Raw genomic sequence first — 21,126 nt, 5'->3', positions numbered from 1 at the left:
CCGAGGAGGGTGACCGGGCGCACACTGCCCGACCATGACGGCTGCGACGATGTTGTCCGGACCGCTGGCGGGACCGGTCCTGGCGGTGTACCAGCAGGATCCGAAGGCCGTCGGCGGCTCGCTCGGGTGGTCGGCCCTGGTCTCGGTGGTACCGCTCGCGGTGGTGCTCCTCCTGCTCGGGGTGCTGCGGGTGCGGGCACAGTGGGCGGCGCTGGCCGGCCTGCTGTCGGCGCTCGTGGTGGCGATCGCCGGGTTCGGGATGCCGCTCGCCATGTCGCTGTCGGCGGCCGCGCACGGCGCCTTCTTCGGGCTGTTCCCGATCCTGTGGATCGTCGTGAATGCCCTCTGGGTGTTCAACATGACCGTCGCGACCGGTCACTTCGACGTGTTGCGCCGCAACTTCGGCACGCTGTCCTCGGACCGGCGCACCCAGGCGATCCTCGTCGCGTTCTGCTTCGGCGCGCTGCTCGAGGCGCTGGCCGGCTTCGGCGCCCCCGTCGCGATCACCTCGGTGATGCTGATGGCGCTCGGCTTCCACCCGATGCGGGCGGCCGTCCTGGCGCTCGTCGCGAACACCGCGCCGGTGGCGTTCGGCGCGATGGGCGTCCCGGTGATCACGCTCGCGCAGGTCACCGGGCTCCCGCTCGGGGAGGTCGCCTCGGTCGTCGGCCGGCAGACCCCGCTGCTCGCCCTGTTCGTCCCGCTGGTGCTGGTGTTCCTGGTCGACGGGCGCCGGGGTGTGCGGGAGGCGTGGGTGCCGGCCGTCCTCGCGGGTGTGGTGTTCGCGGTCGCCCAGTTCGTCACGTCGAACTTCATCTCGGTCCCGCTGACGGACATCGCGGCCGCGCTGCTGTCCGCGGTCGCCGTCGTCGTGGTGGCCCGGGCGCGGCCGCAGGCGGTGTGGGCGGCGCGCCGGACCGGGGACGAACCCGACCTCGAGCCCGACGCCGGGACCGCCGGGGGCGGTGCCCAGGAGGGCGTCGGTGGTGGTGTCGGCGGCTCCCGCGGCGACACGGGCCCGGACCGGCCCGGCGGCTCCGGCAGGACCGGGGGTACCGGCCCGCGCGGCACGCCCGGGCCCTCCGGGAGGCCGGTGCCGGCGGGAACCTCGACCGAGGACCGCGAGGCCGTCGCCGCCGTCGGCTCGGCCCCGCGGCACGACGACCCGCGTGAGATCCGCCGCGCCTACGCCCCGTACGTGATCATCGTGCTGGTCTTCGGGCTCGTGCAGCTGCCGGGGATCAAGCCCGCCGTGGACAGCCTGAAGCTGGCCTTCCACTGGCCCGGCCTCGACGTCGTCGGCACCAACGGCAGGCCCAGCAGCACCACCCAGTTCTCGCTGACCTGGCTCTCCACGGCCGGCACGCTCATGCTCATCGCCGGCGTGATCATCGCGGCCGTGCTCGGTGTCGGCGCGGGGCGGGCGGTGCGCACCTGGGGACGGACGGTCGCGGAGCTGAAGTGGGCGATCGTCACCGTCGCCGCGGTCCTGGCGCTGGCCTACGTGATGAACGCGTCGGCGCAGACCACCGCGATCGGCCTGCTCATCGCCGGTGCGGGCGGCGCCCTGGCCTTCCTGTCCCCGCTGCTCGGCTGGTTCGGCGTCGCCGTGACCGGCTCGGACACGTCGGCCAACGCGTTGTTCGGGTCGCTGCAGGTCACCGCGGCCCAGTCGGCGGGCCTGCCGCCGGAGCTGCTGGCCGGCGCGAACTCGTCGGGCGGGGTGCTCGGCAAGATGCTGTCCCCGCAGAACCTCACGATCGCCGTGGCGGCGGTGAGGCTCGACGGGCAGGAGGGCGTGCTGCTGCGCAAGGTCGTCGGGTGGAGCCTCGGCATGCTGCTGGTGCTCGCGTTCCTGATCTACCTGCAGTCCACGCCGGTGCTGGGCTGGATGCTGCCGTAGCGACCGGGGTCCGAATCCTGCTGCTCCGCCGCGCGGCGCCTGTCAGGGTGGCCGGGTGAAGCGCGTGATCGGCGAGTTCGAGATCGACGACGACCCGGCCCGGCTGGACCGGGACGCCGTCTGGGCCTGGCTGTCCACCGAGGCGTACTGGGGCCGCTGGCGGCACCGCGAGCACCTTGAGCGCCAGCTCGACGTGGCCTGGCGGGTGGTCGGGCTCTACCGCGGGGACCGGACCCTGGGATCGGCCCGGGCGGTGTCCGACGGCGTGTCCTTCGCCTACCTCGCCGACGTCTGGGTGGATCCGTCCGTCCGGGGTCACGGGCTGGGCGTCGCGCTGGTCGAGGTGATGCTCGCCGGCGGACCGGGGATGCGCTGGTCGTTGCACACCAAGGACGCGCACGGCCTCTACGCGCGCTTCGGCTTCGGGCCGCCGGACGAGACGGTGCTGGAGCGGCCCGCGAGTCCCGAGGTGATCCTCCGCGGGGAACTCACCGGATCCGGTGGTGCCGGCGGCGATGAGTTCCCGGCGGAGGCGCGGTCTCCCTTGTGACACCGCGGCGGACGCCGCACCGAGGAGAGGACCGAGAGATGATCGCCACCGCCGCCACCACCTCCCGCCCGCGGAGCAAGGGCCGCATCGCCCTGTACGTCCTGCAGGTCGTGCTGGGCCTGTTCATGGCTGTCGGCTCCGGCGCCCCGAAGCTGTTCGGCGAGGCCACCGCGGTGCAGTCCTTCGACGCCATCGGGGCGGGCGACTGGTTCCGCTACCTGATCGGCGCGCTGGAGGTCGCGGGCGGCATCGGCCTGATGATCCCGGTGCTCGCGGGCCTCGCCGCGGCCTGCTTCGTCGCGCTGATGATCGGCGCCGTGTTCTTCCAGGTCTTCGTGATCGGCATGGCCGAGTACGTCTACACGCCGATCATCCTGGGCGTGCTGTTCGCCCTGATCGCCTGGGTCCGCCGGCAGGAGATCGCAGCGCTCGTCCGACGCTGACGAGGCGCCGCGCCGGGGTCGCGGGCGCGCCGGGGTCGAGGGGTCCCCGGCGCGCCCGCGTCCGTGTGTGCTCAGCGGACCCAGTCCGGAACGCCGCGGTCCGTCCCGTCCGGGAGCAGGGCCCGCCCCGAGCCGGAGCCGGTGACCAGGGCGGACAAGCCGCGCTCGGGGTCGGCCACCACGCGCCGGTCGACCCCGGCCGGCAGCACGGCGGTGTCCCCCGCGGTCAGCACGGACTCCCCGTCGGCGGTGCGGAGCGTCATCCCGCCGTCGACGACGGTCCACACCTGCTCCACGTCCATCACGTGGTCCGGCCCCGCCTGGCCCGGCCGCATCCGCACCTGCCAGAGCGACTGGGCCGCGCCGCCGAGGGTGGGCGAGGCCAGGGTGGTCATCACGGCGTTCGGGGTCTCGTGGGTGCGCTGGTCGGCGCGGCGGACGACGGCCACGGCTTCCTCCGGTACGGTCGACAACATGGTTGTCGAGATGGTGAACCTGGTTGTCGACCGTGTCAACTGACCGTCCCGGCTTCGCGCTGCCCCTGCTCCTGCTGGCGGGCTTCCAGACGCTGGTCGACGCCCTGCACGAGGAGCTGGCGCAGCGCGGACATCCGGACGCCCGGCCCCTGCACGGCTTCGCCCTGCAGGCCGTCGGGACGGGTACGACGGCCGCCGAGCTCGGTCGACGGCTCGGCGTGACCAAGCAGGCGGCGGCCAAGACGATCGCCTCGCTCGAGGCGGCCGGCTACGTCGAACGTGCCTCCGATCCCGCCGACGCCCGCCGGATCCTGGTCCGCCCCACGGCCCGCGGCCGCGACCTGCTGCAGCGGTCGGCGGCGATCTTCGACGAGCTCAGGACGCGGTGGGCGGCCGAGCTCGGCGAGGACGCGGTCCGCACGATCGAGGACGCGCTCGGCCGGGTCACCGTGGGCCCCCGCCTCGACGCCCCTTCCTGGTTCACCCGCTGACCGGCCCGCGCGACCTCGTGCGCGTCATGCCGCCGAGGGAGACGCCGACGAGGGCCGTGCAGGAACCGCTCCGACGCGGCTGGTGCACCGCAGGTCCGGCGGGCGGACCGCCTCACCATGATCGCCGAGCGTGGAGCGGGATCCGCGCCCAGCGCCTGTTCCGCCCCCTCGCGGCGATCATCGTCTCCAGGCCCGCGCCGGCACACCCGCCGTGACCCGGTCTCACACCCGGACGATCCGCGACACACCCTGTCGACGACGTGTGCGACGACCCTCGGGGTGTGGGAGCCCTCTCCGATCCGCGACGACCCCTGCCCGGATACATGATCACCTGTTGTGGAGCAAGATCCGCGCGTGTCCCGCTCCCCTCGCGGCGATATGGGGAACGCGTAGCCCTCGGCCGAGGCGCGATGACTCGAATCACGCCGTCCCACCAGCTCCCGGACGAGCGAACGGCGCGCTCGCTCACACCTACTGAGCGAGGGCGCCGCTCGCTCATCGAGGACGACGCAGTGGGGCTTGACGCAGCCCCGCGGTGGAAGGGCAGGGCTGTCGCCGGGAACGGCCGCCGCTGACCTGCCGCTTCCTGCACACCCACCCGTTCCTCGCACAACCAGTCGACAGGGTGTGCGGCGCCCCTCCCGGATGTGCCGCCGGGCTCGGACGGGTGTGTCCGCGCTCGCGAGGATGTGTCCGGGCTCGCGAGGGCGTCTCCCTGCTCACTCGCGAGGATGTGCCCGCGCTCGCGAGGATGTGTCCGGCCCAAGCAGGTGTGTCCGGCTCAAGCGGATGTGTTCGGCCCGAGCGGATGTGTCCCGCTCCCACAGGTGTGCCAGCACGAGGGACACCCGACCGCGCGGGCACCGGCACCCGGGCCGTCAGGGGTCGAAGGTCGGGTCGGGCTGCACCACCACCTCCAACACCAGCGGCTCCGTGCGGGAGGTGAGGGTCGGGACGACCGCGTCGAGGGCGGCGGTGAGCTCCTCCCCCGTCTCCACCCGGCGCGCGGGGCAGCCCAGCGACTGCGCCAGCCCCGACACGCTGACCTCCGTGAACGCGGGCCACGGGGCCGCGCCGCCCTGCTTCTCGGCCAGCCGGTCCATGATCGCGTAGCGGCCGTTGGCCAGCACCACGACCACCGCGCCGACGCGATAGTGCGCGGCCGTCCACAGCGCCTGGATCCCGTACAGCGACGACCCGTCCCCCACCACCGCGACGACCGGCGTGGACGGACGGGCCATCCGGACCCCGATCGCGGCGGGGAGGCCGAAGCCGAGCCCGCCCATCGCCGCGGAGAGGAAGCCCAGCGGGCACCGGGCCGGGAGCAGCCGGTGCAGGTCCGGGCGGCTCGACGGCGTCTCCTCCACCACGACCGTCTCGGCCGGGACCCGCGCGGCGAGGGCCGCGAGCACGTGCGCGGCCCGCAGCGGCTCCCCCGGGTCCGGCGGCGACGGCGCCTCGGCCTTCGGGAACGAGCGCTCCCCCGGCCGGTCGGGCACCCGGTCCGCGAGCGAGCGGCACAGCGCCGCCGGTTCGGCGACGACGGCGAGGTCGACCGGGCTGTGGTGGGCGTCCTCCGGGTCGTCGGTGACCAGCAGCAACCGGGTGCCCTCGGCCGCGAGCGGTCCCGGCTCGTACGGGTACTGCCGGAAGGCCGGGGCCCCGACGACCAGGACGACGTCGTGCGGGGCGAGGGTGTCGCGCAGCCGCGCCCGCCCCGCGGGCAGGTGCCCGGCGAAGAGCCGGTGGTCCTGCGGGAACCCGGCCCGCGCCGCGAACGGCTCCTGCCGGACCGGGCAGTCCAGCCGCTCGGCGAGGGCGACGAGCGCGGCCCAGCACTCCTCGCCGTCGGCGTCGGCCCCGACCACGAGCGCAGGCGATTCCGCCCCGGCGAGAGCCGAGGCCAGCTCCTCCACCACGGACGGCGCAGCCCGCGTCCCGCGCCGCACCACCGCGGGCGCCGCCAGCTCGTCCCCGGCCGGCTCGGCCCAGTCGTCGCTGGGCACGACGACCAGCGCGGGGCCGCGGCCGGCGACCGCCTCGTGGTGGGCCCGGGCCACGGCGGACGGGACGTCCTGGGGCCGGGCGGGCGTCGTCGTCCAGACCGGGTAGCTGCCGGCCAGGCCTTCCAGCTCCCCGGTGAGGAAGGGCCGGAAGGCGAGGTGCCGCCGGTCCTGCTGCCCGACGACGACCACCAGCGGCACCCGGTTGACCCGTGCCGTGGCGAGCGCGCCGACCGCGTTGCCGAGCCCGGCCGTGGTGTGCAGGACGACCAGCGCGGGGCGGTCGTGCGCGGTGGCCCAGCCGGTCGCGACGCCGACCACCGACCCCTCGTGCAGGGCGAGCACGAACTCGAGGTCGGCCGGCAGGTCGGCGAGCAGCGTGATCTCGGTGGAGCCCGGGTTGGCGAAGACCGTCGTGAGGTCGTACCGGCGGAGGACGTCGAAGGTGGCGTCCCGGACCGTCCTCATGCGGTCTCGATCCGGCGGTCCGCGGGGTCCTGGGCCCGGCTGCGGCCGACGACCGAGACCGACACCGCGCCGATCGCCGCCACGACCGCGAAGGCGTAGAAGCCCCACGGGTAGGCGAGGCCGGCCGTCAGCAGGGCGCCGCCGACCACCGGCCCGCAGATGGCGCCGAGCCGCCCCACGCCGGACGCGCTGCCGATCGCCGTCGCCCGGGCCTCGGTCGGGTAGTGCTGGCTGACGTAGGCGTAGGTGAGCACCTGCGAGCTGAACACGAACACACCCGCGAGCAGCACGCTCACGTACACGCCGATGCCGGGCAGCTTGATCGACAGCAGCGCGAGGAACAGCGCGGCCGCGGCGAACCAGGCGATGGTCGACGTCCGCACGCCGATCTTGTCCGCGACCCGGCCGGCGACGAGCAGACCGACGATCGCGCCGACGTTGAGCACCAGCAGCAGGGCCAGCGCGGCACCGAGGGCGTACCCGGCGGACCGCATGATCTCGGGCAGCCAGGTGTTCAGGCCGTAGACCAGCAGCAGGCCCATGAACGAGGTGACCCAGAAGGCGAGCGTGGCGCGCAGGTAGCCGCCGCGGAAGAGCGTCGCGACCGGGTTGCGCGGTGCGCCCGGGCCGTGCTCGACCGGGATGGACTCGGGCAGCCGCGCCCAGATCAGCGGGATGAGCACCAGCGCCGGCAGGGCCCCGATGACGAACATGGCCCGCCAGCCGATCGACGGGATGACGACGATGCCGAGCAGCGAGGTGAGCACCGCGCCGACGTGGTAGCCGGTCATGAGCACCGTGGTGGCGCTGCCGCCGCGGCCGGTGCGGGCGAACTCGTTGACCATCGCGATCGCCACCGGGAGCACGCCGCCGAGGCCGAGCCCGGCGAGGAAGCGCAGCACGCCGAACAGCACCGGCCCGGGCGCGAAGGCGCACAGCAGCGTCAGCACCGAGAACGACGTGACGGTGACCAGCAGCATCGAGCGGCGGCCGAACCGGTCCGTGAGCGGGCCGGCGGTGAGCGCGCCCACCATGACGCCGACCAGGCCGACGACCGAGATCAGCGACGCCGACGCGGGATTCAGCCCCCAGGCGGGGTCGCGCAGCAACGACGGGAGGACGACCCCCAGCACGACCAGGTCGAACCCCTCGAGCGCCACCGCCGACCAGCACAGCGGCGCCGCCCAGCCGGCGCGCGCCCCCGACCGCCCCGACGTCCCTGCTGACTCCGTTGTCATGGAACCCTCCTCGGTGTCCGGATCCGCCGGAGTATGAGCGGCGCGCCGGAACCTTGTCAGGGCAAGCTTCCGATGAGCGGAAGTGACGCGGCGGACGGTCCGTATGCCGCGGCCTCACCCGAGGGGCGGGCCGTCGCCGATTGAGACACCGCCCGCGGCGCCGGGGTGAGAGGCTTCCCCCACCGTCCCGGGTGGACCGCCCGGGGCCGACCACGATCCACGACCCCGGAGGTGACCGTGATCCTCATCGTGCTCAAGGTGAAGATCAAGCCCGAGAAGCGCGAGGACTGGCTGGCCGGCATCAAGGAGTACACCGACAACGTGCGGTCCGAGCCGGGCAACGTCTCGTTCGACTTCTACGAGAGCGGCACCACGCCGAACGAGTTCGCGATCGTCGAGACGTTCCGGGACGGCGACGCCGGCTCCGCGCACGTGCAGACCGAGCACGCCCAGAACTTCTTCCCGTTCATGAGCACGGTCGTCGCCGAGCGCCCGAAGATCAACTACCAGGACCTCGAGGGTGAGGCCTGGAACGACATGGCCGAGGTCACTCCGCAGTAGCCGGCCCGTCGGAGCCCCCGGAGCGGTCAGCCGGGAGCCCGGTCCGCGGGGCGCTCCGGCGCCCCGCGGAGCAGCCATGCCACCACCCGGGGCACCGCGCGCACCGCGACGACCATCCCGACGACCTCGACGAGCGTCTGGGTCACCACGGTCGCCGCCACGACCGGCCCGGCGGGCATCGCCAGGGCCAGCGGCAGCACGACCAGCGAGTTCCGGGTGGCGCCCGTGAAGGCCACCGCCCGGGCGTCGGCGCTCCCGAGCCGGAGGAGCCGGGCCACCAGCGCCCCGAGCGGCACCATGGCCAGCAGGAACAGCACGTAGACGGGCACCGCGCCGAGGACCGCCGCCGCCCCGTCGAGCCCCGGGACCTGCGAGGCGACCACGAGCAGCAGCGTCGCCACCATCAGCGGCACCATTCCCGCGCCGGCCGCCCGCGCGACCCTCTCCCCGCTCCGGTGCCGCGCCGCCCACGCCTGCGTGACCCAGGCGAGCGCGAGCGGCAGCACGATGTAGCCCAGGAAGGCCTCGACGAACGGGCCGGGCGCGATCGCCCCCGCCGCGGCGGGCCCGAGGAACAGGCCCAGCAGGACCGGCAGCAGCGCCATCTGGACCACCAACAGCACCGGCGTCGCGGCCAGCAGGCGCCCCGCGCTCCCGCCGGCGAGCCGGGTGAAGACCACGACGTAGTCGACGCAGGGCGCGAGCAGCACGAGCAGGACGCCGGTGCGGACGGCGACGTCCGCGGGCAGGGCGGGCGTCACGGCCGCGACGACCAGCGGCGCCACCACGAAGTCCACGACCAGCACGGCCGCCAGGAAGCGCCCCGCGCGCAGCGACCGGGCGAGCTCCCGGGCCGGGACCTGCAGGAACGTCACGTAGAGGAGGGCCCCGAGCACCGGCCCGACGGCCACCGCCAGGCCCGGCCCCGCGGCCGGGGCGAGCAGCCCGAGCGCCGCCCCGGCGAGGATCGCGGCCACGTACAGCGGGACCTGGTGCCGTTCCAGCCGGTCGACGACCACGTGCGCCCTCCTCGCCGCGAGCCTAGAAGCGGCGCCCGCGGCGACCTAGGGTCGGGGTGACGCGAGGAGGCGTGGATGAGCGAGGTCACGAGCACCGCACCCGTCGACGAGGAGGCGCGTGCGCGGAACCTCGTCGAGGCCGAGCGCAAGGCCCTGCACCTGTTCGAGGAGGCGGGTCGGCGCGGGCTGATCGCGCCGGGCGAGTCCGAGCGGACCGTCAGCGACCGGGTGCGCGACCTCGGCGCCGAGCTGTTCGGCACCGACCGGCACTGGCACAAGCGCGTGGTGCGCTCGGGCCCGAACACGCTCCTGCCCTACAAGGAGAACCCGCCGGACCGGCTGATCGAGGCCGACGACATCGTCTTCCTCGACCTCGGACCGATCTTCGCCGAGTGGGAGGCGGACTTCGGGCGCACCTTCGTGCTGGGCGACGACCCGGTCAAGCACCGGCTGCGGGACGACCTGCCCCGCATCTTCGAGGCCGGCCGCGCCCACTTCGAGGCCCACCCCGGGATCAGCGGCGCGGAGCTGTACGCGCACGTCGTGGAGCTGGCCGAGGAGGCCGGCTGGGAGTTCGGGGGCGCGCACAGCGGCCACCTGGTGGGCGAGTTCCCGCACGAGTGGATCGACGGCGAGCGGATCGAGAGCTACATCGCGCCCGGCAGCGACCACCCGATGCGGCGCACCGACCCTTCCGGGCGGCGGTGCCACTGGATCCTCGAGGTGCACCTGGTGGACCGCGAGCGCGGCTTCGGCGGGTTCTTCGAGCAGCTCCTCACGCTGCACCGCTGACCAGGCGGTCCGAACCGATCCGGCGGGCGGGCGCGAACGTCGGGCGTGAACCCCAGGGAGGCCGCCGCGCGCGCCGGCCGGGCGCCGGCACCGGACGACTCCGCCGATCTCCTCGCCGCCCTCGCCGAGGGCCGGCGGGACGCGCTGGCCCGGCTCTACGACCGGCACGGCCGGCAGGCCTGGTCGCTCGCCCGGCGGATCTGCGGCGACGACGCGCTCGCCGAGGACGCCGTGCAGGAGGCCTTCACCGCCGTCTGGCGCGAGGCCGGGCGTTTCGACCCGCGCCGCGGCCGAGCCTCGACCTGGGTGATGACCCTGGTGCACCACAAGGCGGTGGACCTGGTGCGGCGGGAGGACACCGCGCGGCGGCGCACCGTCCCGATGGACGACGACACCGACCGGGCCCTGCCCCGGCTGCCCGGGGCCGACGTCGACGCGCTCGGCGCGGTCGCCGCCGGGAAGGTCCGCTCCGCGCTCGACGCGCTGCCCGCCGACCAGCGGCACGCGCTCGCCCTCGCCTACTTCGGCGGCTACACCCAGCGGGAGGTCGCCACGCTGACCGGCGTGCCGCTCGGCACCGTCAAGTCCCGGATGTTCGCCGGCCTCGGCCGGCTCCGCGCCGCCCTCGGGCCGGTGCTCGGCGAGGGTGAGGGCCGGTGAGCACCACCGCCCCGCCGTGCCCGATGAGCCGCCAGGTCGCCGGGTTCGCCCTGCACGCCCTCGAGCCCGCGGAGGAGTTCGAGGTCCGCGCCCACCTCGCGCGCTGCCCCGAGTGCAGCGGTGCCCTGCGCCGGCACGACACGGTGCTGGCCGGGCTGGCCCGGACGCTGCCGGCGGTGCCGCCGCCCGCCGGGCTGCGGAACCGGATCCTGTCCGCCGCCCGCGCGGAATCCCCCGGCGCCGCACCGGACCGTGCACGGCGTCCCGACGCCCCGCCGCCGGACCGGGCGCGGACCGGGTGGGCGGCGACCGGCCCGCAGCGTGTGTGGGCCGCGGTGGCCGCCGCCGCGTGCGTGGTCGCCGTCGGCGGGCTCGCCGGGCAGGCCGCGGGCCTGCACCGGCAGCGCGACGCCGAGGTGGCGCAGGTCCGCGACCTCGGCCGCCTCGTGACCGGGATGGACGCGCCGGGCAGCACGCACGCGACTCTCACGGACGGGCACGGCACACCGGTGGCCGCCGTGGTGGCCGGTCCGGGCGCCCGCCGGGTGGTGGTCGCCGACCTGCCGACCAACGACCGCGCGGGCTCGGTCTACGTGCTGTGGGGCCTCGACGCCTCCGGGTCCGCTCCCGTGCCGCTCGGCACCTTCGACGCGACCTCCGGGCACACCGACGTGACCACGCTGCCGGCCGGCGGCAGCTTCACCGCCTACGCGGTGTCGCTCGAGCCGGGCCGGACCGCGCCCGCGGTGCCGAGCCGGGTCGTGGCGAGCGGCTCGGTCGTCTGAGCATTCTGGTCCATGCGGTCGGGACCGAACCGGAATCGCACCGGGAACGAAGCGCCGGAATCGCCGAACCGCATTCCGGGAGCGGTCGAAGAAATTGTCGACGGGCCCGGAGGAACCGGGCCGGGAAACCGTAGGAGAACACGATGACCAAGCCCTTCCGGCTCGCCGCCGCCGGTGCGCTCGCCGCAATGTCCCTCGGCCTCGCCGCGTGCGGGTCCGGCTCCTCCGGCACCGCCGCGCCGGCCTCCCCGACCGCAGCTGCCCCGATGCCGGCCCCCATGTCCGCCCCCGTGTCGGCCCCCGTGTCGGCCACGGCGGGGGACGGCGTGACCACCGACGCCGACGTCTTCGGCCCGGCCTGCGACCAGCTCCCGCAGGGCGACGCCCCCGGTTCGCTGACGAGCATGGGCCCGCAGCCGGTGGCGAGCGCGGCGAGCACGAACCCCCTGCTCACGACTCTGGTCGCCGCCGTGGGCAGGGTCCCGGGCCTGGCCGACACGCTGAACTCGCAGAAGGGCATCACCGTGTTCGCGCCCGACGACGGCGCGTTCGACCAGGTGCGGAGCCGGCTGGGCGACCAGGCGTTCGACGGGCTGCTGGCGAACCAGCAGCAGCTGGGCGGGCTGCTGTCGTACCACGTGGTCCCGCAACGCTACGACGCCGACGGCCTCGTCGACGCCGGCACCACGACCGAGCTCGCCGGCGGCACGGTGACCATCGGCGGCACCCCCGAGGCGCCGACGGTGACGGACGGTCAGGGCAACACCGCGAACGTCCTCTGCGGCAACATCCCGACCGCCAACGCCACCGTGTTCGTCATCGACAAGGTGTTGATGCCGGCGAGCTGATCCGCGGCGGAAATGCGTACGGGGCGGGGACCGGCCGGTCCCCGTTCCTGCTTTTCGCTATCCGATCAGGAATGGGAACGGACGACGTACGGCCGCACCGGGTACGCACACAGGCGAGGCCGGGGTCGCCACCCCGATCACGGCGACCCCGGCCCGAAGGACTGCCCGATCCGCTCCCCAACGACGGACAGCCGCGGTCTCTGCCGGCCTCGACGGGCCGGCTCTCTGTGCCTCGTCCCGGGGATCCCCGCCCCGCCCGCCGCCTACACCTGATCCGACGAATCCGTCCGATCCGTGTCCGCCGGGCGCGTCGCGCAGGCGTGCTCGCCGGACATGTCCACCCGCCGGGTGCGCACCGTCAGGCCCCCGCGCGGCCGCCCGTGCGCCAGCGCCGCGGCCCGCAGGCACACGTGCGTCCACATGACCAGCTGCACCTCCTTGGCCAGCAGCAGCCGGTCGTAGAGGACGTGCGAGAGCCGGTCGCCCGGGCGGGCCCAGGACTCGATGACGAACCGGACGTCCTCCCCCACCTGCTCCGTCCGGAACTCGATCTGCCCGGCCTCGAGATGGCCCTGCAGGGTGGCCAGGCGGAAGTGCCGCGGGCCCGACCCGACGACGCGGACCGGCCCGTCCCACGGACCGGGCAGCCGGATGAGGAACTCGTCGCCGACCGTCATGGCACCGTCGTGGCCCCGCGTCCGCCGGAACACGGCGAGCCCCGAGGGCGACCAGTCGTTGGGGTCCGCGGCGAGCCGCTCGAGGAGCAGCTCCGGGGTGCAGTCGCCGCCGGCGACGGTCACCGAGTAGGCGCGGTGCAGCAGGTCCCCGTACCCGCTCTCGATGTGCTGGACGCGGTCGTCGCAGACCTCCGGCGGCAGCGGCTTCGGCAGGTCCGAGGCGTCGCCGGGTTCGTCGGTGCGGTGCGTGACGGTGGTCCGCCACAGGTAACGCCACGCCACGATCGCGAGTCCCACGGGCCACCGGACCACCGCGCCGACCCGACGGGACCGGCGCGTGCCCGTGACCGGCTCGCGTCGCGCACGCCAACCTCGCGCAGGGGAACGGAGCACCGGGTGTGAGTACCCGACGATCGGGAACCCATGCCCCGTGACCATCGGGACGATCCTCCGGCGCGCGGGCGTACGCGCGATCCACCTGCAGAGCGTGTCGCTGGGCTGCATCGCGCTCTGCATCGGGCTGTGGATGCGGGCGAAGACCCTGGACCAGGAGGAACGGGGCAACGCCGAGCGGCGCGCCCTGTTCGTCGGGCTCTGGCCGCCGACGTTCTGGCTGATCAGCGAGTCCGTGCGACGCGAGGAGTCCCGCTGAACCGCGCGGCGCTCGAGGCGGAGGTCAGCCACCTCGCCGGCCTCGAGGTGAACTACTCCGAGGACGAGGCGCCCACCACCACGCACGACCCGCACTGGCACGTCGACTCCGGCTACGCCGAGCTCGGCGTCGAGGCCCCCGGTCCGCCCGAGCCCGACGGCCCCTTCGAGCGCGCCTGCCGGATCGTGCGCAACTACGAGTTCACGGACGACCGCCTGCTCCGGGGCATCTACCGTCGCGACGACCCGTTGCTCGGCCGGGACATGGTGCTGGAGGGCCGGTTCCTGTTCCTCCGCTTCCTCATGCCGGTCCGGGTGACGGACGCCTACGACACGGTCCGGGACGGCCAGCGCGTGTGGGGCTGGACCTACCAGACGCTGTGCGGGCACCTCGAGCAGGGCCGGCTGAGCTACGAGGTCGCCAAGGACCCGGAGACCGGGCGCGTCACCTTCTGGATCCACGCCTACTCGCGCCGGGCCCCGGTGCCCAACCCGATCCTCCGACTCGGGTGGGCGCTGTTCGGGCGCACGACGCAGCTGGAGTTCTACCGGCGGGTGGGACAGCGCGTGCGAGAGCTGATCGACGCGAACCCACCGGGGGACGACGAGCCCAAGGTCGGCCTGGTCATCGTGCCCCGGGAGCGGCCGGAGCGGTGGCGGGACCGGTTCGCGCTCGACCTCGTCCGGCCCGGGGTGTGCCCCTGAGGTCCCCCTCGGCCCACGGCCGGGCCGGGGCATGATGGCGGCGTCCGTGATCGTCACGGACGCCGTTCGCCCGTCCCGCCCTGATCCCCGCCGCCTGGAGCCCGCATGCCCGCACCGTCGGAACCGCTGGAGAAGCTGGGCTTCCTCACCATCGGCTCGTTCGACGAGGCGGATCCCGCCGCCGGCCACGAGACCACCCTGCGCATGATCGAGCTGGGCGAGGAGCTCGGGTTCGACAGTGCGTGGGTCCGGCACCGGCACCTGCAGTTCGGCATCTCCTCGCCCGTCGCGGTGCTCGCCGCGGCCTCGCAGCGCACCCGCCGGATCGAGCTGGGCACCGCGGTGATCCCGCTGGGCTGGGAGAACCCGCTGCGGCTGGCCGAGGACCTCGCGACGGTGGACGTCCTGTCCGGCGGGCGGCTCAACCCCGGCGTGAGCGTCGGGCCGCCGATGCACTTCGACGACGTCAGGGAGGCGCTCTACCCCGACACCGGGGACCGGGAGGACTTCGGGCCCGACCGGGTGACCCGGCTGCTGCGGCTGGTCGCCGGGGAGCCCGCGAGCCCCTTCTCGGGAACACGGGGCATCGAGGTGTTCTCCGACCGGGTGCAGCCGCACTCCCCGGGGCTGCGCGGGCGGATGTGGTACGGCGCCGCGAGCATCGGCTCGGCCCGGCGCGCGGGCGAGCACGGGATGAACTTCCTGACAAGCAGCGTGGTCCGGGCCGAGGACGGCGCCGCCGGGGGCACGGACTTCGCCACGATCCAGCGCTCCCACATCGACGCCTTCCGGGCCGCGCACCCGGCCGGGGCCGCCGCCCGCGTCTCCCAGGGGCTCGTCGTGGTGCCGACCGACTCCGCGACGCCCGGGCAGCGCGCGAAGTACGAGGCCTACGCGGCGGCCAGGCTGCCGCGGACGGGGGCCCCGCAGGGCCCGGCCGGGATGCTGTTCTCCCCCGACCTCGTCGGACCGTCCGAGGAGATCGCCGCGCGGCTGTACGCGCACCCGGGGTTCCTGGCGGTCCGGGAGGTGGTGTTCGCGCTGCCGTTCAGCTTCGCGCAGGAGGACTACGTCCAGATCCTGACCGACATCGCGACGCGGCTGGGGCCTGCGCTCGGCCGTCCTTCCGTACAGTCGCGGGAGTGCTGATCCCCCTCGCGATCCTGCTCGCCGTCGCCTCGGCGGTGTTCTACGCGGTGTCGGCGGTGCTCCAGGAGCGCGAGGCGTCCCGGCAGTCGGCGGCCGGCCTCGGCCTGATGACCCGGCTGGTGCGGCGCCGGCTCTGGTGGGCGGCCGTGGCCGCCACGCTGACCGGAGCGGGGCTGCACGTCGCCGCGCTGGCCGCCGGGCCGCTCGTCGTGGTGCAGCCGCTCGGGGTGTCCTGCCTGGCGATCGCCCTCGTGCTCGGGTCGCGGGTGAACCGCACGCGGATCAGGCCGCGCTCGTGGGCCGGGCTGCTGTGCGTGGTCCTCGGGCTGCCCGCCGTGCTCTCCGCGGTGCCGCACCACGGCCCGCACGGGCCGCACTCCGCACCGGGCGGCGGCCTCGGGTTCTGGCCGGTCGTCGGTGTGCTCGCGCTGGTGGTCGCGGCCGCGGCCGCGGGCGGGCTGCTGCTGGGCCGGCGCGGGCCGCGCGGGGCCGCCGTGTGCTACGCCGTGGGCGCCGCGCTGTGCTTCGGCGCCGCCTCCGCGACGACCAAGACCCTGCTGCTCGGCCACCTCACGCCCGGCCGGTTCGCCGTGACCGCGGCGGCCGCGCTGATCGGGACCGCGCTCGCGCAGCACGCCTACCGCGGCGGCGGCCTGGGCGCCCCGCTCGCGGTGCTCACGATCCTCGACCCGGTCACGGCGGGGGCGGTGGGCGTGCTGGTGCTCGGCGAGCCGTTCGGCACCACGCCGCTCACCCTCGCCGTCGGCGTCCTCGGGATGGTCGTGACGGCCGTCGGCGTCGCCCTGCTGTCCGCGCGTCGGCCCGTCGTGCAGTCCTCGGGGCCGACCGACGCGGTCCCGGTGTCCGCGAACTCCCGCGACTGACGGACCCGGACCGGGAGCGCACGCGGCCGCGGCGACCGGGAGGTCGTATCGTGCCACCCCATGGCACCGGCGCCGAGCGCGTCCCGCACGCCGGGGCGGGCACGTTGACCCGTCCCGCGACCCGTCCCGCGACCCGTCCGGCGGTGAGCCGCGCCCTGCCGCGGGTGCCCGCCCGCGCCCTGGCCGGGGCGACCGCGGTCCGGCTGGTGGTGTGGTCCACGCGGCTGGTCGGGATCCTCGCGCTCGCCGGCGGCCTGCTGGCCGGGCCGCGCCGGATGCTGGGCGAGCCGTTCCGGGCCTCGGTGGGCCTGCCGGAGATCGTCGGGGTCGGGCAGGTCGTGGTCACGGTGGTCGCGGGCGTCGGGATGCTGCTGCTCGCCGCGGGGCTGCGCCGCCGCAAACGGCGGGCGTGGGCGCTCGCCGTGATGATCACCGCGGCGCTCACCGCGGTCAACCTCGGGCGGGTGATCGGTCCGGCGCACGGGCACGGCGCGGAGGCCGCCGTCGTCACCGCGCTGCTGCTGGCCCTGCTCGTCGTGACCCGCCGGTCCTTCCCCGCGCGCTCCGATCCCGGCGGCGTCACCCGGGCGGCCCGCGTGCTCGTGCAGTTCGCGGTGGCCGGCGTGGCGGTGGTGTGGCTGTTCCTCGCGCTCAACCCGCACCGCCTCGCGCCGGGCGCCGCGGCGACGGACCAGCTGCTCCAGGCACTGCTCTCGCTGGTCGGGGTGTCCGGCCCGGTCGGGTTCACCGCGCATGGCGTGTGGCTCGACGACCTCACCGCGACCGTCGGCCTCACCTTCGGCGTGCTCGCGGTGCTGGGTGCCGGGTACTTCCTGCTGCGCTCCCCCGAGCCCGAGTCCCGCCTCGAGCCCGGCGACGAGGCGCGGCTGCGCGGCATGCTCGCCCGCCGCCCGGACCCGGACTCGCTCGACTACTTCGCGCTGCGCCGCGACCGCACCGTCGTCTACGCGCCGAGCGGCGGGGCCGCGGTGTCCTACCGGGTGCTCGCCGGGGTCGCCCTGGCCTCCGGGGACCCGCTCGGCGAGCAGGGCGAGTGGGGCGCGGCGATCGCGGCCTTCCTCGACCGGGCGGTCGCGCACGCCTGGGTCCCGGCCGTGCTCGCCTGCTCCGAGGAGGGGGCGACGGCGTGGGCCCGGGCCGGGTTCTCGGTCCTGGAGTTCGGCGACGAGGCCGTCCTCGACACCGCGACGTTCACGCTGGAGGGCCGCGCGATGCGGGGTGTGCGGCAGACCGTCGCCCGCGCGGAGCGGGCGGGCGTCGCGGTCGACGTCCGCCGGGTCCGCGAGATCGAGCCGACCGAGCGGGCCGAGCTCGCGCAGCTGGCCCGCAGCTGGCGCGGCGACGCCGAGGAGCGCGGCTTCTCCATGGCCCTCTCCCGCACCGCCGACGGCACGGACGGCGAGGCGGTCCTGGCCGTCGCGCACCGCGACGGGGTCCCGGCGGCGCTGCTGCAGCTCGTCCCGTGGGGCCGCGACGGGCTCTCCCTCGACCTCATGCGCCGCGACCCGACGGCGGACACCGGGCTCACCGAGAAGCTCGTCGTCGACGTCCTGCGGTGGGCCGGTGGGCACGGCATCGCCCGGGTGTCGCTGAACTTCGCGGTGTTCCGCGGGGCCCTCGAGCGGGGGCAGCGGCTCGGGGCGGGCCCGGTCGCGCGGCTGTGGGCGCGGATCCTGCACGTCGCCTCGCGGTGGTGGCAGATCGAGAGCCTCTACCGGTTCAACGCCAAGTTCCGCCCGCGCTGGGTGCCCCGCTTCCTGCTGTTCCCGGCGGTGCGGGACCTGCCGCGGGTGCTGCTGGCGATGCTCGAGGCGGAGGGCTTCGGCGGCCGCCCGCCGGCGCTGCTGCGCCTGCTGCGCCGCTGACCGGCACGGACGGTCCGCCGCCGGAGCGGTGCGCGCCGCCGCCGGATGGGGTAGGCATCGACGATGGCCGACACCGGGGACCCGCTCGACCTGCTCGACGCGGAGGAGCGGGCGGGGCTGCGGCCCGCGGCGGCGGGGTTCGTGCACCCGATGCTCGCCACGCTGACCGCCGACCACTTCTCCGACCCGGGGTGGATCTACGAGCGCAAGCTCGACGGCGTGCGGGCGGTGATCGTCCGGGACGACGCCGGCACCACGCTCTGGTCGCGCTCGGAGAAGCCGATGACCGGCACCTACCCGGAGATCGCAGAGGCGCTGGGACGCGGCCCGGCTCTCGTCGCCGACGGGGAGATCGTGGCCTTCGACGGCCCGCAGACCAGCTTCTCGACGCTCCAGGCGCGGCTCGGGCTCCACGACCCCGACCGGGCCCGTGCCACCGGCGTGGAGGTGTTCGGCTACCTGTTCGACGTGATGGTGGTGTCCGGCCGCGACGTCACCGGCCTGCCCCTGCGCACCCGCAAGCGGCTGCTGCGCGCGGCGGTGGACTTCACCGACCCGATCCGCTTCTCCGCCCACCGCAACACGGACGGCGAGGCCTACCTCGCCGAGGCGTGCGCGCGCGGCTGGGAGGGGCTGATCGCGAAACGGGCGGACGCCCGCTACCTGCCGGGGAAGCGCTCCGAGGACTGGCTGAAGTTCAAGTGCGTGCGCGAGCAGGAGTTCGTGGTCGGCGGCTGGACGGACCCGACGGGTTCGCGGCAGGGCTTCGGCGCGCTCCTCGTCGGGGTGTACGACGGCGACGGGCTGCGCTACGCGGGCAAGGTGGGCACCGGCTTCGACGGGCACGTGCTGCACGACCTGCGGGCACGCTTCGACGGGCTCGCGGCCGACCGGTCCCCCTTCGCCGACGCCGTCCGGGAGAAGGGCGCGCACTGGCTGCGCCCCGAGCTCGTCGCCCAGCTCGGGTTCACCGAGTGGACGCGCGACGCCCGCCTACGGCATCCCCGCTACCTCGGCCTGCGGGACGACAAGGATCCCCGCGACGTGGTTCGTGAGGAGCCTCGCTCCTGACCGCGCGTCAGGGCACGCCCGCCGGGTACCCGGCACCCATGGCTTCGGAGACCACGGTGGACGGAACGGTGGACGAGACGGCGGACGGGACGGCGGACCGGACCTCGCAGGCGGGGCCGCCGGACTTCTCGGCGCTCGACACGGCCGTCCTGGACGTCGACGGCACGCTGGTCGACACCAACTACCACCACGCGCTGGCCTGGTTCCGGGCCTTCAGGCGGTTCGACGTGACGCTGCCGGTGTGGCGGCTGCACCGCGCGATCGGGATGGGCGGCGACCAGCTGGTCCCCGCCGTCGCCGGGGAGCGGTTCGAGGAGGAGCACGGCGACGCGGCGCGGGAGGCGTGGGCCGAGGAGTTCGAACCGCTGCTCGCCGAGATCCAACCGTTCGAGGGGGTCCGCGAGCTGCTCACCGCGCTGCGCGACGCCGGGCTCAAGGTCGTGCTGGCGAGCTCGGGGAAGCCGAACCACGTCGACGCCTACCTCGACCGCTTCGGCGGACGGGAGCTCGCGCACGCCTGGACGAGCAGCGAGGACGTCGAGTCGACCAAGCCCGAGCCGGACCTGATCGGGGTGGCGATGGGCAAGGTCGAGGGGCGCAGCGGGCTCGTCGTCGGCGACTCGGTGTGGGACTTCGAGGCCGCCGGCCGGGCCGGGTGCGCGGGCTACGCGATCCGGACCGGTGGCTTCTCGGTCGAGGAGCTGCGGGAGGCGGGAGCGCGGGAGGTGTTCGAGTCCGTCCCGGAGCTCCGTGACCACCTCGTCAGCGCGCTCGCCCGGCGATAGCGGGGGCCTTCGCCTCGCCGTACTCCTCGCGCAGCGCCGGCAGCAGCTCGGTGCGCGCGAACTCGAGGAAGTCCGGCTGCATCTCGCCGCCGACCTCGACCAGCGCGACGTGTGTGAACCCGGCCTCGACGAACGGGCGCACGGCCTCGACGTGCGCCGAGACGTCCGGCCCGCAGGCGATCGCCGAGGCCACGTCCTCCTTGCGTACGAACTGGGTGGCCGCGGCGAACCCGGCGGTGCCGGGCAGCTCGGCGTTGACCTTCCAGCCGCCGGCGAACCAGCGGAACAGCGAGTGCGCACGCTCGACGGCGGCGTCGGTGTCCGGGCCCCAGCTGATCGGCTGCTGGCCGATCTTCGGCAGGTCGGCGCCCGCCGCCCGGTCCCAGCCCTCCACCAGGTCGGGCAGCGGCTCGACGGCCACCATGGCGTCGGCGACCGGGGCGTACCGGTTCACCGACTGCGCACCGGACACCGCCAGCGCCAGCGGGACGCCGTCCTCCGGGCGGTCCCACAGCTTGGCCGAGTCGACCCGGTAGTGCTTCCCCTCGTAGGTCACGTAGCCGCCGGCGAGCAGCTCGCGGATGATCGCGACGGCCTCGTCGAGCATCTCCTGACGCACGTCGGCCGTGGGCCATCCCCGCCCCACGACGTGCTCGTTGAGGTTCTCGCCGGACCCCAGCCCGAGGGTGAACCGGCCGGACGACAGCAGCGCGACCGTCGCCGCCTTCTGCGCCACGACGGCGGGGTGGTACCGCATGATCGGGCAGGTCACGTAGGTCATCAGGCCGACCCGTTCGGTCGCGGTGGCGACGGCGCCGAGGACGCTCCAGGCGTACGGGGCGTGGCCCATCTCGTCGAGCCACGGGAAGTAGTGGTCGCTCATCACCTCGAAGTCGAACCCGGCCCGCTCGGCCGCGACGGCGTCGGCGACGAGGTCACGGGGCCCGCGCTGCTCGGTCATCAAGGTGTAGCCGAAGGAGGTCATAACGGCCGGATACCCCGCCGCGCCCCGCCGACCCGTCGCCCCGATCCGGGTGGCGGGCAGGGGTTCGACCCGCCGGACCGGGGTAGTCGGGCCGCG

Annotated in this window: 22 protein-coding genes; 16 read left to right on the top strand and 6 right to left on the bottom strand. The window is 75.1% G+C overall.

Going from position 1 to position 21,126, the window contains the following annotated elements; translation table 11 throughout:
• Positions 1-34 precede the first annotated feature (34 nt).
• The 3 genes from ABD990_RS16865 to ABD990_RS16855 are packed head-to-tail and all read left to right on the top strand — an operon-like array spanning position 35 to position 2,896.
• Positions 35-1,903 carry an L-lactate permease gene (locus ABD990_RS16865; RefSeq protein ID WP_425569617.1) on the top strand — a complete coding sequence of 623 codons (1,869 nt, stop codon included), beginning with the start codon at positions 35-37 and terminating at the stop codon, positions 1,901-1,903.
• Between the two features lie 55 nt (positions 1,904-1,958).
• The gene (locus ABD990_RS16860) at positions 1,959-2,453 is read left to right on the top strand and encodes a GNAT family N-acetyltransferase (protein ID WP_425569616.1); all 495 of its coding nucleotides are present in this window, start codon (positions 1,959-1,961) and stop codon (positions 2,451-2,453) included.
• A 38-nt stretch (positions 2,454-2,491) separates the two neighbouring features.
• Positions 2,492-2,896, top strand: a complete 405-nt coding sequence (locus tag ABD990_RS16855) for a DoxX family protein (protein WP_345381478.1) — start codon at positions 2,492-2,494, stop codon at positions 2,894-2,896.
• Between the two features lie 71 nt (positions 2,897-2,967).
• Here ABD990_RS16855 and ABD990_RS16850 read toward each other — a convergent pair whose 3' ends face one another.
• The gene (locus tag ABD990_RS16850) at positions 2,968-3,372 is read right to left on the bottom strand and encodes a cupin domain-containing protein (RefSeq protein WP_345381477.1); all 405 of its coding nucleotides are present in this window, start codon (positions 3,370-3,372) and stop codon (positions 2,968-2,970) included.
• A 32-nt stretch (positions 3,373-3,404) separates the two neighbouring features.
• Between ABD990_RS16850 and ABD990_RS16845 the strand changes: the two genes are divergently transcribed.
• A complete protein-coding gene (locus ABD990_RS16845; protein WP_345381476.1) occupies positions 3,405-3,863 on the top strand; it encodes a MarR family winged helix-turn-helix transcriptional regulator in 459 nt (152 codons plus the stop codon).
• Between the two features lie 878 nt (positions 3,864-4,741).
• On the opposite strand, the gene mdlC is transcribed toward ABD990_RS16845, so the two are convergent.
• Both mdlC and ABD990_RS16835 read right to left on the bottom strand, forming a co-directional pair.
• Positions 4,742-6,334 carry a benzoylformate decarboxylase gene (mdlC, locus tag ABD990_RS16840; RefSeq protein ID WP_345381475.1) on the bottom strand — a complete coding sequence of 531 codons (1,593 nt, stop codon included), beginning with the start codon at positions 6,332-6,334 and terminating at the stop codon, positions 4,742-4,744.
• Positions 6,331-7,572: an MFS transporter gene (locus tag ABD990_RS16835; RefSeq protein WP_345381474.1), complete on the bottom strand. Its 1,242-nt coding sequence runs from the start codon at positions 7,570-7,572 to the stop codon at positions 6,331-6,333. The genes mdlC and ABD990_RS16835 overlap by 4 nt, the downstream gene beginning before the upstream one ends.
• 231 nt (positions 7,573-7,803) lie before the next feature.
• Between ABD990_RS16835 and ABD990_RS16830 the strand changes: the two genes are divergently transcribed.
• On the top strand, positions 7,804-8,133 hold the full coding sequence (locus tag ABD990_RS16830) for a putative quinol monooxygenase (RefSeq protein ID WP_345381473.1): 330 nt from the start codon (positions 7,804-7,806) through the stop codon (positions 8,131-8,133).
• A gap of 26 nt (positions 8,134-8,159) precedes the next feature.
• Here ABD990_RS16830 and ABD990_RS16825 read toward each other — a convergent pair whose 3' ends face one another.
• A complete protein-coding gene (locus ABD990_RS16825) occupies positions 8,160-9,152 on the bottom strand; it encodes an arsenic resistance protein (RefSeq protein ID WP_345381472.1) in 993 nt (330 codons plus the stop codon).
• A 75-nt stretch (positions 9,153-9,227) separates the two neighbouring features.
• On the opposite strand from ABD990_RS16825, the gene ABD990_RS16820 reads away from it, so the two are divergent.
• From ABD990_RS16820 to ABD990_RS16805, 4 genes are all read left to right on the top strand, one after another.
• Entirely contained in the window at positions 9,228-9,944 is a 717-nt protein-coding gene (locus ABD990_RS16820; protein ID WP_345381470.1) for a M24 family metallopeptidase, read from the top strand.
• A gap of 45 nt (positions 9,945-9,989) precedes the next feature.
• A complete protein-coding gene (locus tag ABD990_RS16815) occupies positions 9,990-10,604 on the top strand; it encodes an RNA polymerase sigma factor (protein WP_345381469.1) in 615 nt (204 codons plus the stop codon).
• A complete protein-coding gene (locus tag ABD990_RS16810; protein WP_345381468.1) occupies positions 10,601-11,389 on the top strand; it encodes an anti-sigma factor in 789 nt (262 codons plus the stop codon). Before ABD990_RS16815 ends, ABD990_RS16810 begins: the two co-directional genes overlap by 4 nt.
• Positions 11,390-11,532: 143 nt before the next feature.
• The gene (locus ABD990_RS16805) at positions 11,533-12,237 is read left to right on the top strand and encodes a fasciclin domain-containing protein (RefSeq protein WP_345381467.1); all 705 of its coding nucleotides are present in this window, start codon (positions 11,533-11,535) and stop codon (positions 12,235-12,237) included.
• Between the two features lie 263 nt (positions 12,238-12,500).
• On the opposite strand, the gene ABD990_RS16800 is transcribed toward ABD990_RS16805, so the two are convergent.
• Positions 12,501-13,211, bottom strand: a complete 711-nt coding sequence (locus tag ABD990_RS16800) for a DUF1990 family protein (protein WP_345381466.1) — start codon at positions 13,209-13,211, stop codon at positions 12,501-12,503.
• Positions 13,212-13,344: 133 nt separating this feature from the next.
• Between ABD990_RS16800 and ABD990_RS16795 the strand changes: the two genes are divergently transcribed.
• The 7 genes from ABD990_RS16795 to ABD990_RS16765 all read left to right on the top strand — a co-directional run bounded on the left by ABD990_RS16795 (position 13,345) and on the right by ABD990_RS16765 (position 20,045).
• Positions 13,345-13,566 carry a hypothetical protein gene (locus ABD990_RS16795; protein WP_345381465.1) on the top strand — a complete coding sequence of 74 codons (222 nt, stop codon included), beginning with the start codon at positions 13,345-13,347 and terminating at the stop codon, positions 13,564-13,566.
• A 47-nt stretch (positions 13,567-13,613) separates the two neighbouring features.
• On the top strand, positions 13,614-14,270 hold the full coding sequence (locus tag ABD990_RS16790; protein WP_345381464.1) for a DUF1990 family protein: 657 nt from the start codon (positions 13,614-13,616) through the stop codon (positions 14,268-14,270).
• Positions 14,271-14,375: 105 nt separating this feature from the next.
• On the top strand, positions 14,376-15,419 hold the full coding sequence (locus tag ABD990_RS16785; protein ID WP_345381463.1) for an LLM class flavin-dependent oxidoreductase: 1,044 nt from the start codon (positions 14,376-14,378) through the stop codon (positions 15,417-15,419).
• On the top strand, positions 15,413-16,303 hold the full coding sequence (locus ABD990_RS16780; RefSeq protein ID WP_345381462.1) for a DMT family transporter: 891 nt from the start codon (positions 15,413-15,415) through the stop codon (positions 16,301-16,303). The genes ABD990_RS16785 and ABD990_RS16780 overlap by 7 nt, the downstream gene beginning before the upstream one ends.
• A gap of 50 nt (positions 16,304-16,353) precedes the next feature.
• Positions 16,354-18,189 carry a phosphatidylglycerol lysyltransferase domain-containing protein gene (locus ABD990_RS16775; protein WP_345381461.1) on the top strand — a complete coding sequence of 612 codons (1,836 nt, stop codon included), beginning with the start codon at positions 16,354-16,356 and terminating at the stop codon, positions 18,187-18,189.
• A 63-nt stretch (positions 18,190-18,252) separates the two neighbouring features.
• The gene (gene ligD / locus ABD990_RS16770) at positions 18,253-19,260 is read left to right on the top strand and encodes a non-homologous end-joining DNA ligase (RefSeq protein ID WP_425569615.1); all 1,008 of its coding nucleotides are present in this window, start codon (positions 18,253-18,255) and stop codon (positions 19,258-19,260) included.
• 38 nt (positions 19,261-19,298) lie between these two features.
• On the top strand, positions 19,299-20,045 hold the full coding sequence (locus ABD990_RS16765; protein WP_345381460.1) for an HAD family hydrolase: 747 nt from the start codon (positions 19,299-19,301) through the stop codon (positions 20,043-20,045).
• On the opposite strand, the gene ABD990_RS16760 is transcribed toward ABD990_RS16765, so the two are convergent.
• The gene (locus ABD990_RS16760; protein ID WP_345381459.1) at positions 20,023-21,030 is read right to left on the bottom strand and encodes a TIGR03557 family F420-dependent LLM class oxidoreductase; all 1,008 of its coding nucleotides are present in this window, start codon (positions 21,028-21,030) and stop codon (positions 20,023-20,025) included. The two genes, ABD990_RS16765 and ABD990_RS16760, sit on opposite strands and share 23 nt — an antisense overlap.
• Positions 21,031-21,126: the final 96 nt, after the last annotated feature.

The sequence above is a fragment of the Pseudonocardia yuanmonensis genome (genome assembly GCF_039542425.1).
Lineage (GTDB): Bacteria > Actinomycetota > Actinomycetes > Mycobacteriales > Pseudonocardiaceae > Pseudonocardia > Pseudonocardia yuanmonensis.
The sequence above is the reverse complement of the archived record's forward strand: the minus strand, read 5'-3'. Positions and strand labels throughout refer to the sequence as shown.